The following is a 15,073-nucleotide window of genomic DNA, read 5'->3' as shown; positions in this document are numbered from 1 at the left end:
CATGGTCAACCAAGCAAGTGCTTGGTAGGGTGAGCCTACGCGTGGAGCGGGAGGCGACGCCAGTGGACGATGACCGGCAGTTCCGGCGCGAGATCCGGGACTGGCTCGCCGCGAACGTGACCGGTGACCTGCGCGGCGCCGGCGGCGCCGGCCGGGAGAACGAGGCCTTCGAGCAACGCCTCGACTTCGCCCGCCGCCTGGCCGCGGCCGGCTGGAGCACCCTCGCCTGGCCGGTGGAGCACGGCGGGCAGGGCGCGTCCCTCGCGCGGCAGGTCATCTTCCACGAGGAGTACGCGCGATCCGGCGCTCCCGGTCGCGTCGACCACATCGGCATCACCATGGTCGGGCCCACCCTCATAGCGCTCGGCACCGACGCGCAGCGGCGACGCTTCCTGCCCGGCATCGCCTCGGCGACCGAGCTGTGGTGCCAGGGCTATTCCGAGCCCGGCGCCGGCTCCGACCTGGCCGCCGTCACCACCCGCGCCCGGCTCGACGGTGACCAGTGGGTGCTCACGGGGCAAAAGGTGTGGACCTCCCTTGCCCACGTGGCCGACTGGTGCTTCGTGCTGGCCCGCACCGCGCCGGTGCCCGAGGGCGCTTCCCGGCACGCCGGACTGTCCTATCTGCTCGTGCCGATGCGCCAGCCCGGCGTCTCGGTGCGCCCGATCCGCCAGCTGACCGGCGACAGCGAGTTCAACGAGGTCTTCTTCGACGAGGCCCGCACCGAGCGCGACCTGGTGGTCGGCGAGCCCGGCCAGGGCTGGCGGGTCGCGATGGCGACGCTCGGCTTCGAGCGCGGCGCGGCCACCGTCGGCCAGCAGGTCGGCTTCCAGCGCGACCTCGACGACCTCGTGGCGCTGGCCCGGCGCACGGGCGCGGTCGGCGATCCCGCCGTGCGCGAGAAGCTGACGCGCGCCTGGATCGACCTGACCGTCCTTCGTGCGCACACCCTGCGCGTGCTGGCCGCGCCGCCCACCATGGGCACCGCCACGGTCATCAAGCTGCTGTGGTCGCGCTGGCGGCAAGGGCTCGGCGAGCTCGCCATGACCGTGCTCGGCCCCGCGGGCATCGCGGCCACCGCCGGCGACGCCGAGGTCGACCGCTGGCGGCGGCTGTTCCTGTTCAGCCGGGCCGACACGATCTACGGCGGCTCCAACGAGATCCAGCGCGGCATCCTCGCCGAGCGGGTCCTCGGCCTGCCGAGGCAGGATCGCCGGTGACCACCCCGCCGGCGGGGCACGGGCTGCTCGACGACAAGGTCGTGGTGGTCACCGCCGCGGCCGGCACGGGCATCGGCTTCGCGGTGGCCGAGCGCTGCCTGGCCGAGGGCGCCTGCGTGGTGCTGAGCGACAGCCACGAGCGGCGCCTGGCCGAGACGCGGGAACGCCTGACGGAGGCGTACCCGAAACGGGTTGGGCATTTGATTTGCGATGTGACCGACGAGAACGCGGTGCGCGGGCTCATCGCGGGGGCGGTCGAGGAGTTCGGGCGGCTCGACGTGATGATCAACAACGCCGGGCTGGGCGGCAATCGGCCGGTCACCGAGATGAGCGACGACGAGTGGGGCAAAGTCCTCGACGTCACGCTCACTGGAACGTTCCGGTGCACCCGCGCGGCGCTCGGCCAGATGATCGCGCAGGGCGGTGGCGGCGCGGTCGTCAACAACGCCTCCGTGCTGGGCTGGCGGGCGCAGGCCGGGCAGGCACATTACGCGGCGGCCAAGGCCGGAGTCATGGCGTTCACGCGCTGCGCCGCGCTGGATGTGGCCGCACACGGGATCCGGGTCAACGCGGTCGCGCCCAGCCTCGCGATGCATCCCTTTCTCACCAAGGTGATCGGCGCGGAGGAGCTGGAGGGTCTCGCCAGGCGCGAGGCGTTCGGCCGGGCCGCGCACCCCTGGGAGGTGGCCACGGTGGTGGCGTTCCTGGCTAGCGACTACGCCTCGTACCTCACCGGCGAGGTGATCTCCGTGAGCAGCCAGCACCCGTGACCGCGACCGTGGTGTGGCGGCTGCGCGTGGCCACCTGCTGCGTGCTGCTGACCGCGCTGTCGTTCTGGCAGCAGCCCGGCCGGATCGTGCCGGACACCAAAGTGGACCTCGTGGTCGCGCCCGAGGCGTGGCTGGCCCGCGCGCTGCACGCCTGGGATCCGTCCGGCAACTTCGGCCAGATGCAGAACCAGGCGTACGGCTACCTGTGGCCGATGGGCCCGTTCTTCGCCCTCGGCAAGCTGCTCGGCGTTCCCGCCTGGGCCGTGCAGCGCCTGTGGTGGGCGCTGCTGCTGTGCGCCGCCTTCACCGGCGTGGTGCTGCTGGCCGGGCGGCTCGGCATCGGCACGCCCGCGGCCCGGCTCATCGGCGGCGTGGCCTTCGCCCTTTCCCCGCGCATCCTCAGCGAGCTCGGCCCGGTGTCGGTCGAGGCCTGGCCCACCGCCATCGCGCCCTGGGTCCTGCTCCCGTTGGTGGGCCTGGCCAACGGCCCGCTTCCCACGCGGCGGCTGGTGCGGGCGGTCGCGCTTTCCGCGCTCGCGGTGGCGACCGCCGGCGGGGTCAATGCCACCGCGGTGGTCGCGGTGCTGCCGCTGCCGCTGCTGTGGCTTTTCACCGTACGGCCATGGCGCCGGCGGTTGAAGGTAGGCGCCGCCTGGGGTGTCGCGGTCGCGTGCGCGACGGCCTGGTGGGTGGTGCCCCTGCTGCTGCTCGGCCGGTACAGCCCGCCGTTCCTCGAATACATCGAGACCGCCGCGACCACCACCCGCACCACCGATGTGGTGAGCAGCGTGCGTGGCGCCTCGCATTGGCTCGCCTATCTGGGCGGTGCCTACGGTCCGAGCTGGCCGGCGGGCTGGCGGCTGGCCGTCGAGACGCCGCTGGTGATCGCCACGATGGTGCTGGCCGGCCTCGGCCTCGCCGGCCTCTCGCGGCGCGGCCTGCCGCATCGGCGCTTCCTCATCGCGGCGGCGCTGACCGGACTGGCCGTCGTAGGTCTCGGCCATCTCTCCGCGGTGCCCGCCGCCGGCGCCGAGGCCGTGCGCACCTGGCTCGACGGGGCCGGCGCGCCGCTGCGCAACCTGCACAAATTCGATGTCCTGCTGCGATTGCCGCTCGTGCTCGGCCTCACCCATCTGCTCGGCATCGTCCTGCGGGCACGGCACGCTCTGTTCCGGCCCGTTCGTGTCGCCGCCGCTTCTGTCGCTGCCGCTTCTGTTGGTGCCGCTTTTGTCGCTGCCGCTGTGGGCACGGCGCTCGCGGTCGCCGCCGGGCCGGCTTTCGCCGGCGGTCTGCCGAGTCAGGGCACGTTCGCCGAGGTCCCGCAATATTGGCGTACGGCAACCGCATGGCTCGACGCGCACGCCGGCGCCGGCCGCACCTTGGTCGTGCCCGGCGCCCGCTTCCCGAGCTATTTGTGGGGCGCCCCCGGCGACGAGATGGTCCAGCCGCTGCTGAGCTCAGGCTGGGCTGTACGCAACTCGATCCCACTCGTACCGCCCACCACCGTCCGCCTGCTCGACACCGTCGAGGGTGTGCTCGCCTCCGGCGAGGGCTCACCCGGCCTGGCCGCGCTGCTTTCCCGCTCCGGCGTGCGATACCTGCTGATCCGAGCCGACCTCGACACCGGCCGCACCGATTCGCTGCGGCAGCTCATCGTGCGCTCCGCCCTGGCCGCTTCGCCGGGCCTGCGCCCGGTCACCAGTTTCGGCCCGCCCGTCGGAGGGCAGCCGTCCGGATCCTATGTGGATCGAGGCTTGGATGTCGCGGTGACCGCGCTGGAGGTATGGGAGGTGACCGACGCGGCCGCGCCGATCGGCGCCTACGACCTGTCCGACGTGCGCACGGTAGTGGGCGGCCCGGAGTCGCTGCTCGCACTCGCCGAAGCGGGTCAGCTGAGCCCGGCTCCCACCGTGCTCGCCTCCGACCTCGAAGCGCTCAGCTCCTCCTCCGCGCCCACCGCGCGCGCCACCTTCTCCGCGCCCAGCGCGCGCGCCACTTTCTCCGCGCCCACCGCACGCTCTTCGTCCTCCGCGCCCACCGCGCGCGCCTTCTCGTCCTCCTCCGCGCCTACGGTGCCCGCCGCCGGGGTCGCCGCCACAGGTGCGGGCGGCCTCGGCTTGCCCGCAGGCCTCGCCACGGGCGGCACGGTCGTCACCGACGGCCTGCGACGCCGGGAGGTCACCTTCGGGCAGGCGCGCGACAACGCGTCGGCCACGATGACCGCCACCGACCCGTGGCGGCTCACGCAGCCCGCGCACGACTACTCGCCCACCGACGCGGTCCGCTGGCAGACCGTCGCGCGCTACCTCGGGGTGCGGGGCATCACGGCGTCGAGCGCATACAGCCAGGCACTCACGCTCACCGGCAACCGCCCGGAGCACCTGCCCTACGCGGCACTCGACGGCGACGCGTCGACCTCGTGGCGCTCGGCACCGGGCACCGCGGCGGTCGGGCAGTGGCTTACCGTGGCCCTCGACCAGCCGCGCCGGATCAAGCAGGTGCGGCTCACCTTCGACCTCGGCGCCGACGCCATCCCCACCCGGATCGCCGTGCAGGCCGGCGGCGAGCGGCGCGAGGTCCCGGTCGCGGACAAGACGGTGACGGTGCCGCTCGAAGGGTGGTTTGCGGTCACCAAGGTCACCGTCGAGATCACGGCGGTCTGGAGCGTGCGGCTCGGCTACGGCGGCGTCGGCATCGCCGAACTGGCCATCCCCGGCGTATCGGCGCGCCGCACGCTGGTCCTGCCCGCCGAGCCGTCCGCCGCCGCCGGGGACAGCACGGTCGCGATGGCGGCTCCCACGAGCGCGGCCGCGAGTGCGGCATCCTCCCCAAGCGGGGCGGCTCCCCGGAGCGCGGCTTCGTCGCCCGGCGTGGCGGCCCCCACGAGCGTGGCTTCCTCCCCAAGCGGGGTGACTCCCGCCAGTGCAGGGACGGCGTCTTCCGCGAAGGCGCCGACGGTCTTGCTCGGGGCGGCGCCGTCCGTGCCTTCGTGCTTCTTCGCCCTCGGGTTGCCCTACTGCGCCGCCACGGCGGCGCGCGGCTCGGAGGACGGCTCGGTCCTCGACCGTACGGTGCCTTGGTCCCTGCCTGGCACCTACACCGCCCGGCTGTGGGCGAGGCCGCGCGCCGGACCGGCCGTCGATGCCCTGCTCGACCGCGCGATCGCCGGACCGGACACGCCCTGGGTGACCGCCTCCTCGACCGGGGTGGCCGATCCCGCCGCCCGGGCCGGAACGGTGGTCGACGGCAATCCCGAAACGGTCTGGTACGCGGGCGACGAGGACCGCACGCCGTGGCTGCGGCTCGACTGGTTCACCGCGCGGACGGTCACCGGCCTGCGCATCACGCTGCCCAATCGGGCCGCGGCGGCGCACCCGTGGGCGGTGACGGTGCAGACCGACGAGGGTTCGCGTTCCGGCACCCTCGATGCCCAGGGGCAGTTCGTCTTCAACCCGCCGGTGCACACCGACGACATCACGGTGCTGTTCGGCGGGGCGCCGGAGGCGATCTCGTTCAGCCCCTACGACAATCGCTTCGAGCGACTGCCGGTCGGCGTGGGCGAGCTGACCGTGCTTTCCGATCACCGGCAGTCCGCTCCCGCCGGACCGAACACCGTGGTCCGCGCACCGTGCGGCACGGGCCCGACCCTCGAGATCGGCGGCCGGCGGATCCGCACGTCGTTCACCGCAACGGTTTCCGACCTGCTCGCACGCCGCGAGCTCCCGATGCGACTGTGCGAGACCGACCGGGTGCGGCCAAGCACGACCGCGGGTGCGGCGCGACCCAGCACGGCTGAGGATGCGGCGCGGCCCGGCACGGCTGAGGATGCGGCGCCTGGCACGGCTAAGGGGACAGCGCGACCGGGCACCGCGGAGAATGCGGCGCGACCGGGCACGGCCGAGGATGCGGCGCGGCCGGGCACGGCGGAGGGCGCGGTGCGTGTCGTGGCGACCGGTAGCGCTGCGGCTTTGCCGACCCGGATGGCGCTCCTGCCCGCCGCCGGCGGCGCTTCCGCGGTGCCGGTGGACAGCGTGCTCTCCATCGACCGGTGGGACGCCGACCGGAGGCGGGTCACGCTCGCGCCGTGGGCGTCGGCACGGGTCCTGGTGCTCCGCGAGAACACCAACGCGGGCTGGCGCGCGCGGATCGGCGGCCAGACGCTGCGCCCGATCGTGGTCGACGGGTGGCAGCAGGCCTGGATCGTTCCGGCGGGGTTGTCCGGCGTGGCCACCATCGAATTCGCCCCGGACAGCCTCTACCGCGCCGGCCTCCTCGGCGGCGCCGTCCTGGCTGCGGCCGTCGTGGCAGCCGCTGCCCTTCCGGCCGGCTCGTCCGCTGCCCTTCCGGCCGGCTCGTCCGCTGCCCTTCCGGCCGGCTCGTCCGCTGCCCCGCCGGCTGGCTCGTCTGCCGCCCCTCCGGCTGGCTTGTCTGCTGCTCTTTCGGCCGGCGCTGTGGGCGGCGTGTCGCCTACTGCGTCTGTCCGGCGGCGCCGTCGTCGCGATGGCTTCCTGACGGCGTGGGGCGCCGTTCTCCTTGTCGTGGTCGGCGGATACGCGGGGGCGACGCTGGCGTTGCTCGGCGTTCTGGCCTTGCTTGGGTCGTGGGCGGCGATGCGGGCCGCGCGCGGCGAGCCACGTCGCGAGTTGCGGCGGGCGGTGCTGCGCGGCGAACGATGGGCGCCGGCTGGTCTCTTCGCCGTTGCCTGCGTGCTGTCGCTGCGATCCGACAGCCCACACGTGGCGCTCGGGCCTCAGCTCGCGGGACTGGCGGCTTTCGTCGCGCTCTGGCTGGGCACCTTGCCGTTGCCGTTCGTCCGCGGTACCGCCGACTCGGCTGACGCTGCGGAGGCCGGCTCGGCCGATGGCGCCCGCGCCGGCTCGGACGGCTCTGCGACGGACGATCCCGCGACGGGCGGCCGTGCGGCTGGCGGCCGTGCGGCGGACGGCCCTGCGGCGGACGGCCCTGCGGCGGACGGCCCTGCGACGGACGGCCCTGCGACGGACGGCGCAGCGGCGGACGGCGCAGCGGCGGACGGCGCAGCGGCGAACGGCCTTGCGGCGGACGGCTCGGTCGTTTCCTTTTCGACCGGTCGGGGTGAGGGCGGGGCCTGAGCGCCGGCCCGCGAGGCGCGGCTGAGCCGACGGCGACCGAGCTGTTGCATCGGCTGCTCCAGGCCGTACCAGCTCAGCGTGGCCAGAACCAACGCGCCGGCCACGGTCAGCAGGTACACCCGCATTACGCCGGCGAACGTCTCAGCGGTCATGACCGGGTGCAGCAGGGCCAGCACCAGCGGGTGCCACAAGAACAAGCCGTAGGAGACCATCCCCAGCCACCGGGCGACGGGAGCGGAGAGCGCCGACGTGACCCGCCCGGGGCCGGCGAAGGCGACCGGCAGCACGATCGCGACCGCCACCCCGAGGAACAGCAACACCTTGGTGGCGTACTGGCCGGGCGTGGGCTCGGCAAGGTCGCGCGGCCCGGTCAATGGGGTAGCGGCGACCACGAACAGCCCAGCCGCGAGCGCCCACCACGTCAGCGGCGCCTTGGCTGCCTCGGTCAGGACCGACCGGCCGCCGGTCGCCACAGCTACCTGAATCGTGGCCATCGCCATCCCGGCGGCGAACCAGACCGCGAAACCGGGCAGCCACATCGTGTGCAGCCCCATGTCGAGGCGGCCGGTGGCCATCGCGGCGAACCAGCCCAGGGTGACGACCGCCCCGCCCGCGCAGAGGATCAGGGCCGTGCGCCGAGGCCGCCACGACTTGCCCAGGGCGAGCACCGCCAGCAGCGGCAGCATCAGATAAAACACGGCCTCGACGGTCAAGCTCCAGGTGTGGCCGAGCGCGTCGTGCAGATGCCCGCGGTCGTAGAACTGCGTGAACGTGGCGTACCGCAGCCACTCCACCCAGGAGACGCCGGCGTTGTTCGGCAATACCAGGAAGCACACGGCCACGGTGAGCCAGTAGGCGGGCAGGATCCGCAGGGCGCGCCGCCACAGGTAGGCGCCGACGCCGGGGCGGCGGTCGCCGTGTGCGCGCGCCCAAGCGAACGGGCGGAACAGCACGAATCCGGAGAGGACGAAGAAGACCGCGACGCCCACGTCGAGCCGGACGACCATGCCGCCCCAGCGGCCCGCGCCCCAGCCGGTGGCGAAGCCGACGTGCACGCCGACCACGGCGGCGGCGCCGGCGGCGCGGAGCGCGTCCAGGGCGGGCAGGCGGGGTGGTGCCGATACGTCGTCGGAAGACATCGTTCTCCCGGGGTTTCGTCGTCGGTTACGCGGCAGTAGATTATAACGAGTTCTAGTCCATGGGAGGTGCTACGATGCGGCGAGTTGCCGGCGCGACGCTGTTCGGCCTGGGGTTGCTCTGCGTGGTTGCCGCGGCGGCCCTCGCATGGCTGATCGTCCCCGCCCTCAGTCAGGTTCCGTACGATCTGAAGCCGCCAGACGTCGTGGTCATGGCCCCGAATGCGAAGTTTGTGAGCGCCCGCCTGCTGGCCAACGGCGAACCGAGAATTGCCGTCGAGTCGGGCACGCTGCGTTCGATGACCGGCGTCAAGCCCGACTACCAGGCTGCAGCCGATCTGACCGGCGACCTCGCTGGAAACACTCTTATCTGGAACGTGTATCAGGCGACAGACTGGGTCGACGAGCAGGTGCCGATCAACCGGGCCGAGAGCCGCATCGCGCTCGACCGCAAGTCCGGCGCGGCCGTCCCGTGGGAGGGCCAGTGCTACAACGACGTCAAGGTCACCAAGCAGGACGCGACCACGTGCGAGCCGGGAAACATCGAGTACTCGGGGCAGCTTTACCTCTTCCCGTTCGGGACCGAGAAGACGACGTACCAGTACTTCGACGGAACCCTGCGCAAGGCGCTGCCGATGCAGTACCGCGGTGACGACGACGTCGCCGGCATGCCCACATACCGCTTCGAGCAGACGGTGCCGCAGCAGGAGATCGAGGCCGACGACGAGACGCTCGCCGGGCTCATCGGCTTCCTGGCGCCGAAGGCGAAGAGCGCGACGATGAACTACGAGGCCTCCCGCACCCTGTGGGTGGAGCCGATGACCGGCGCCATCGTGGCCTACCGCGAGCAGCAGCACCGCCAGCTGGTGCCGGACACCGGGGCGCCCATCGACATTCTCGACGCGACCTTCACCTACGACCAGGCCACCGCCGACGCCATTGTGAAGCAGGCCAAGGACGGCCGGTCCCAGCTGCTGCTCTACGGCCGCTACCTGCCGATCGGGCTGCTGGTCGGCGGGCTGCTGGCCATCGTCGCCGGGCTGATGATCACGCGACGCGTCGCGCCGCCGAAGGAGCACGCCCCGGCGCACGCCGCCGAACCCGAGCCGTCCACTGTGCCGCAAGGCTGACGGCCGCCCGCCGCCGTGCCCGCCGCGACCGCGGCCCGCCATATCCTCTTCCTCAACTGGCGGGACACCCGGAACCCCGAGGGTGGAGGCTCCGAGGTCTACACCGAGCGGATCGCGGCCGAGCTGGTGGCCCGCGGCCACCGGGTGACGCTGCTGTGCGCGGCGCATGACGGCGCGCTCGCCGAGCAGGTGCTTCCCACCGACGTCCACGTCCTGCGGCGCGGTGGGCGGCACACGGTGTACCTGCGCGCGGCAATTACGTACCTCGCGGGCGCCTGCAAACTCGGGCGCCTTGCCGCAGGCGTACGCGGAAGACCGGATTTGATTGTGGATGTCTGCAACGGGGTGCCGTTCCTGTCGCCGTTGTACGCCCGATGCCCGACCGTCGTGGTGGTGCATCACGTGCATCGCGAGCAGTGGCCGGTGGTGTTCGGCGACTGGCGCGGCCGGTTCGGCTGGTGGCTGGAATCCCGCGTGGCGCCGCGCATCTACCGGCAATGCCGCTACGTCACGGTTTCGGCGGCCACCCGCGACGAGTTGGTGCGCCTCGGCATCAACGGCCCACGCATTTCCATAATTCAAAACGGCCTTTCCCGTACGGGTGGGGAGCCGGCCGTCCGCGCCGCGTACCCATGTCTCGTGGTTCTCGGGCGGCTCGTGCCGCACAAGCGGGTCGAATACGCGCTGGATGCCCTCGCGGCGCTCGCGCCGGACCTGCCCGGCTTGCGGCTGATCGTGGCCGGCCGCGGATGGTGGGAGCCGCGGCTGCGGGAGTACGCCGCGCGGCTCGGCGTCGAGAGCCGCACCGAGTTCGCCGGATACGTGAGCGAGCGCACCAAACACGAGCTGCTGTCGCGGGGCTGGGTGGCGCTGGTCCCGTCGCTCAAGGAGGGCTGGGGCCTGACCATTATGGAGGCCGCCGCGCACGAGACTCCGGCCATCGCGTTCCGGAGCGGGGGCGGCGTGTGCGACGCGATCCGGGACGGCGAGACGGGCCTGCTCGCCGAGGACCGCGACGACTTCGTCGCGAAGATCCGATGGTTGCTCACCGACGACCAGGCGCGCGGGCAGATGGGTACGGCCGCGCGCGCGTACGCGGAAAGCTTCACCTGGACCGCCGCGGGGGAGCAGCTCGCCGCCCTCGTCGACGGGCTGCTCGCCGATCAGCGGGCGCCGTAGAAGGTCGGCGGCTCGATCGGGTCGGCGGCCGCCTTGCCCGCCTCGCCGTTCGAGCTCGCCTGGCTGGCCATCTCGGTCGCGACCTCCTTGGCCGTGGGGTTGAGCGCCGCCATCGCGGCCGCGACACCGACGACGGCGAGCAGCGCGCCCACCGCGGCGCCGACGATCAGGGTCTTGAACATAATCATCGGGATTTCCTCCTCATCGCTCTGCCAAGGGCCAAACGTCGCCATCCCGCGATGGCTATGACCAGTCCGGCCAATGCGTAGCCGGCCAGCGCCCATACCGGCGCTTCGCCCCGGGCGCGGTAATCCGGGTTGCCGTACAGCTCCAGACTCGGTCCACGATGGACCGGTACGAGCCCGTCCAATGCCGTCGCCGGCACGCTCCCGGCGGCGTCGACCTGCACGAGCACCCAGCGGATCCGGTCGTCGGCGGCCGGGCCTCCGGTCTTGAGCCGCTCCTGCACGGTCTCCGCCACTTCGCTCTCACCGCGGATCGTTGTGGAGCTGCCGTGGCCCCGGTCTATCCGCAGGCGGTCGTCCATGATGACCGTGGCCGGCAGGTAGCGGTTCGCGGGGTCGTACACGATCGTCCCCGGATTCCACGGGTAGGCCCGGTAAGCCGACATCGGCAGCGACACCACGGGTCCGGGATCGGCCCTTATCGCCGCCGCCACGGTGGCCCATTCCGCCGGATATTCGACCGGGCGCAGCTTTCCGCCGGCGCCCCACGCCAGGTCGGGCAGCGCCACCACCGGCAGCAGCAGGAAGCCGGCCAGCACGAGACGGCCGCCGACGGCCGGGAGCCGGTCGGCGATCCGCTCGGCGCCCAGCGCCAGACAAACGGCAAGCAGCAGCGCGTACGGCATGGCGAACTTCTGCCCGTCGCGGAACAGGCCCGCGCCCGGCAGCAGATCGACGGCGGAGCCCAGGGCGCCGCGGGTGCCCGGCAGCACGCCGACCGACGACAGCAGCAGGGCGCCGCCGGCGAGCCACGCGAAGCGGGTCGCGGTGCCGTCCGGCCAACGCCGGCGGAGTGGCCAGAATCCGACCACGGCCACGGCGACCAGGGCGATCGTGATCAGCGGGACCAGCTGCCCGGCGCGGCTCGCGGGTGCGGCGTTGGCATTCCAGATGCCGCCGGTGCCGGCGAGCGCGAGGAGAGCGCCGCCCCAGTTCTCGGCGCGGGCCGCGAACATGGCCACGACCTCCGGGCCGGACACCCGGATCATCGGCGACGTCACGGCCACCACCAGCCAGGGCGCGTTCAGCGCGACGACCCCGATCACGACGAGGTTTCCCCGGCGGCGGCTAAGGTGCCAGGCCGGATCGGTGGGAGTGTGCCCGGCCGGCCGCTTGGCGGTGGGCCGCCCACCGAGGACCAGGACGGCCGTCGTGACCATCGCGATGACCCCGCCGGTCGGCGTCACCGAGGCGCAGGCCGCGGCCAGCACGAGCCGGGCGCCGGCGCCCGGCCGGCCCAGCCGCAGGTCACGCGCCGCGCCGACCAGCCACGGCAGCGCGGCATAGCAGATCAGCAGGCCCCACTGGCCGATCAGCAGCCGCTCGGCGAGGAACGGGCTCCAGGCGTAGGCGAGCGCCGCGACCAGCCGGGTGAGGCCGCGCCGGGTGGGCACGAGCCGGCCGGCGCCGATGGCTGCCGCGGCGAGAATGCCGGCGAGCACCAGGCGCTGCACCAGCCAGCCGGGCGCGAGGAGCGCGGAGAGGCTCACGAGCGCGTCCTCCGGCACGGCCCGGGGCATCGTGCCGACGGGCGCCAGCAGGTTCCAGGTCAGCGGCTGCCGGGGGACGAAGACCATGTCGTAGCGCAGCACGTAGCCGGCACGGACGAGCGGCGCCAGGACCGCCACCACGACGGCAACCGCGCAGCCGTAGAGAAGCAACCGCTGCCGCCGGTCGGGAGGACCGTCAACGAGCGCTACGCTGTCGGCACGATCGGGCCCCGCGTCACGCAACGACGGTGGAGGCACAGTGGATTCTTCCCCGGGCATTCGCGGCTCCCTCACCGCTCTCGGCCGCGCGGGCCTCGCCGTCACCGCAGCCACCGCGGCCGCCAACCTGCTGGCATACCTGCCACCGGCACTCGGCGCCCGCCGCCTGGCCCCGGCCGACCTGGGCGCGCTGGCAGCGGCGCTGGCGCTGGTGGCGATCGCAACCATGCCCGGCATCGGCCTGCAAACCGCCGTCGCCGTCGCGGTGGCCCGCGCGGGCGGGAAGGCCGCGGCGACGCGCGCGAGTGGGCCGGGCTCGGTGGCTCGGCAGGCGTGGCTCACGGCGCTGATGTGCGGGGGAGTGGTGCTGCTGGCCGCGCCCGTGCTGGCAGTGTCGCTGCGTCTGCCGGTGGGCGTGCCACCGATGCTGGCCGCGATGACCGTTCCGGCGGTGCTTGCCGGTTGGCCGCTCGGCGTGCTCCAGGGCGGCGAGCGCTTCGGTCGCTTGGCCGTCGGGACGGTGGCGCTGGCCTTCGGTCGATACGCCGGGGTGCTCGTCGGTCTGGTGGCCGGCCTCGGGCTGACCGGGACCTTCGCGCTCGGCGCGCTGGCGGCGTGGTTGGTCCCGCCGACGCTCTCGTGGCTGCTCCGCGCCAACGGCACCGCGTCGCTTGCCACCGCGTTGCCGGACGCCGAGACACCCGGCATCGAGGCGGCCGGCGTGACGAGTTCGGCGACTGAAGCGGCGCCCGGCGCGCTGCGTGGGCGGGCGGTGTTCGCGGCGGCGAGTGCCTCGCTGGCCATCCTGGTGGCCTCCTACGCCGATCTCATCCTCGCCCGGCGGCTGCTGCCACCCGGCGAGTCCGGGGCGTATGCGGTGGGCGCCGTGCTCACCAGGGCCGCGATCTGGGGCCCGCAGGTGGTCACGATCGTGGCCCTGCCGAGGCTGGTCCGGGGCGGCGCTGCCCTGCGCGTCGGCCTCGCTTTGGTCGTGGCGGCCGGCGCCGCGCTGGTCGGGGGCGCGGCCGTCGCCGGCGATCTGCTCGTGCGCGCGGTCGGCGGCGACGGATACGCCCGGATCGGCGAGCTCGCGCCGTACTTCGTGCTGGTCGGCGCCTTGTACGCCGTTACCGTCTTCTTCATCAATGCGCTGATCGCCGACCGTGCCCGCCGCCCGGCCGTGGGTGTGTGGGCCGTGGTGGCGGGCCTGGCGATCGTCGCCGCAATAGTCCGGCCGGGCACCGTGGGCGAGCTGCTCGCGTGCGCCGTCGGCGCCGCGGCGGCAAGTGCGCTGGTCACCGGCGCCGCGGTGTGGCGGCGCAAACGACCGGCCTTGGCGTGACCAAGGCGGCGGGGGCTCACATCCGCTCGATGATGGTCGCCGTGGACATCGCGCCTCCGGCGCACATGGTGACCAGCGCCGTTCCTCCACCCGAGCGCTCGAGCTCGTGAAGGGCCGTGGCGATCAGCCTCGCGCCGGTGCTGCCAACGGGATGGCCGAGGGCGATCGCGCCGCCGTTCACGTTGACCCGCGACGGGTCGGCCTGGTGCACGCTCAGCCAGCTGAGGACGACGCTGGCGAAGGCCTCGTTCACCTCGACCACGTCGACGTCCTGGATCTTCATGCCGGTGCGGGCCAGGACGCGGTCGGTGGCCGCGATCGGGCCGTCCAGGTGGTAGTAGGGCTCGGCGCCGACCAGGCATTGGGCCAGGATCCGGGCCCGCGGCCGCAATCCGAGGGCCTGCGCGCGGTCGGCCTCCATCAGCAGCACCGCGGCGGCGCCGTCGGAGATCTGTGACGAGGTGCCCGCGGTGTGCCGGCCGTCGGGCAGCACCGGCCGCAGCCCGGACAGACCCTCCATGGTGGTCTCCCGCAGGCCCTGGTCGCGGTCGACGTCGCCGACCGGGATCACCTCGCGCTGGAAGCGGCCCTCCTGCCAGGCGCGCGCGGCGTTGGCCTGTGAGCGCACGCCGAAGGCGTCCAGATCCTGGCGGGTCAGCCCGCGCCGGTCGGCGATCCGCTCGGCCGCCACGTACTGGTTGGGCAGGTCGATGTCCCACGAGTCGGGGCGGGGGAGGCCGGCGTCACCCAGGTTGGCGCGCAGCGGGACGCGGCTCATCGACTCGACCCCGCAGCCCACGCCGGCCTCGATGGCGTCCGCCGCGATCAGGCCGGCGATCAGGTGGGTGGCGTGCTGCGCGGAGCCGCATTGCGCGTCGATGGTGGCGCATCCGGTCGTGTACGGCAGTCCGGCGTGCAGCCACGCCGTACGCGTGATGTTGTTGGATTGCTCCCCGCCCTGGGTGACGCAGCCGCCGATCGCCTGTTCGACGAGGCCCGGGTCGAGGCCGGCGCGGTCGAGCAGCCCGTGCTGCGCCGTGCCGAGCAGCTCGGCGGGGTGCAGGCCGGACAGCACGCCGCCGCGGCGGCCGATGGGCGTGCGGACCGCGTCGACGATCACCGGTACGCCCACGGCGACCCTCCCGTTCATAGAACGTGTTCTTATATCAAAGCACAGCAGGCATACCGCTGGGGGCTTGTGCGTGCTTGAATCGGTAGAACCTGTTTCTGT

The 15,073-nt window shown here is 73.3% G+C and carries 8 protein-coding genes and 2 pseudogenes; 6 read left to right on the top strand and 4 right to left on the bottom strand.

What is annotated here, in order from left to right; genetic code table 11:
* Positions 1 to 29 precede the first annotated feature (29 nt).
* The 3 genes and pseudogenes from ACQPZX_RS32960 to ACQPZX_RS32950 all read left to right on the top strand — a co-directional run.
* A complete protein-coding gene (locus tag ACQPZX_RS32960; RefSeq protein ID WP_433363879.1) occupies positions 30 to 1,220 on the top strand; it encodes an acyl-CoA dehydrogenase family protein in 1,191 nt (396 codons plus the stop codon).
* The gene (locus tag ACQPZX_RS32955; RefSeq protein WP_433363876.1) at positions 1,217 to 1,990 is read left to right on the top strand and encodes an SDR family oxidoreductase; all 774 of its coding nucleotides are present in this window, start codon (positions 1,217 to 1,219) and stop codon (positions 1,988 to 1,990) included. The genes ACQPZX_RS32960 and ACQPZX_RS32955 overlap by 4 nt, the downstream gene beginning before the upstream one ends.
* A pseudogene (locus ACQPZX_RS32950) lies at positions 1,987 to 5,523 on the top strand (alpha-(1->3)-arabinofuranosyltransferase domain-containing protein); the annotation flags it as partial. The gene ACQPZX_RS32955 and the pseudogene ACQPZX_RS32950, both read left to right, overlap by 4 nt.
* Before the next feature lie 1,520 nt (positions 5,524 to 7,043).
* On the opposite strand, the pseudogene ACQPZX_RS32945 reads toward ACQPZX_RS32950, so the two are convergent.
* Positions 7,044 to 8,240, bottom strand: a pseudogene (locus tag ACQPZX_RS32945) (acyltransferase family protein); the annotation flags it as partial.
* A gap of 74 nt (positions 8,241 to 8,314) precedes the next feature.
* On the opposite strand from ACQPZX_RS32945, the gene ACQPZX_RS32940 reads away from it, so the two are divergent.
* A complete protein-coding gene (locus ACQPZX_RS32940; RefSeq protein WP_433363873.1) occupies positions 8,315 to 9,367 on the top strand; it encodes a DUF3068 domain-containing protein in 1,053 nt (350 codons plus the stop codon).
* A gap of 15 nt (positions 9,368 to 9,382) precedes the next feature.
* Positions 9,383 to 10,546 (top strand): glycosyltransferase family 4 protein, encoded by a 1,164-nt coding sequence (locus tag ACQPZX_RS32935; protein ID WP_433363870.1) that lies wholly within the window; start codon positions 9,383 to 9,385, stop codon positions 10,544 to 10,546.
* Here the strand turns inward: ACQPZX_RS32935 and ACQPZX_RS32930 are convergent.
* Positions 10,531 to 10,734 (bottom strand): hypothetical protein, encoded by a 204-nt coding sequence (locus ACQPZX_RS32930; RefSeq protein WP_433363868.1) that lies wholly within the window; start codon positions 10,732 to 10,734, stop codon positions 10,531 to 10,533. The genes ACQPZX_RS32935 and ACQPZX_RS32930 overlap by 16 nt on opposite strands.
* The gene (locus ACQPZX_RS32925) at positions 10,731 to 12,422 is read right to left on the bottom strand and encodes a hypothetical protein (protein WP_433363865.1); all 1,692 of its coding nucleotides are present in this window, start codon (positions 12,420 to 12,422) and stop codon (positions 10,731 to 10,733) included. Before ACQPZX_RS32925 ends, ACQPZX_RS32930 begins: the two co-directional genes overlap by 4 nt.
* A 118-nt stretch (positions 12,423 to 12,540) precedes the next feature.
* Here ACQPZX_RS32925 and ACQPZX_RS32920 point away from each other — a divergent pair, with 118 nt between their 5' ends.
* Entirely contained in the window at positions 12,541 to 13,842 is a 1,302-nt protein-coding gene (locus ACQPZX_RS32920) for a polysaccharide biosynthesis protein (RefSeq protein ID WP_433363862.1), read from the top strand.
* A gap of 16 nt (positions 13,843 to 13,858) precedes the next feature.
* Here the strand turns inward: ACQPZX_RS32920 and ACQPZX_RS32915 are convergent, their stop codons facing one another.
* The gene (locus ACQPZX_RS32915; protein ID WP_433385542.1) at positions 13,859 to 14,974 is read right to left on the bottom strand and encodes a steroid 3-ketoacyl-CoA thiolase; all 1,116 of its coding nucleotides are present in this window, start codon (positions 14,972 to 14,974) and stop codon (positions 13,859 to 13,861) included.
* Between the last annotated feature and the right edge of the window lie 99 nt (positions 14,975 to 15,073).

The organism is Actinoplanes sp. CA-142083, assembly GCF_050942195.1.
Classification (GTDB): domain Bacteria; phylum Actinomycetota; class Actinomycetes; order Mycobacteriales; family Micromonosporaceae; genus Actinoplanes.
Note: the sequence above shows the minus strand (reverse complement) of the source record. Positions and strands in the feature narration are given on the sequence as shown.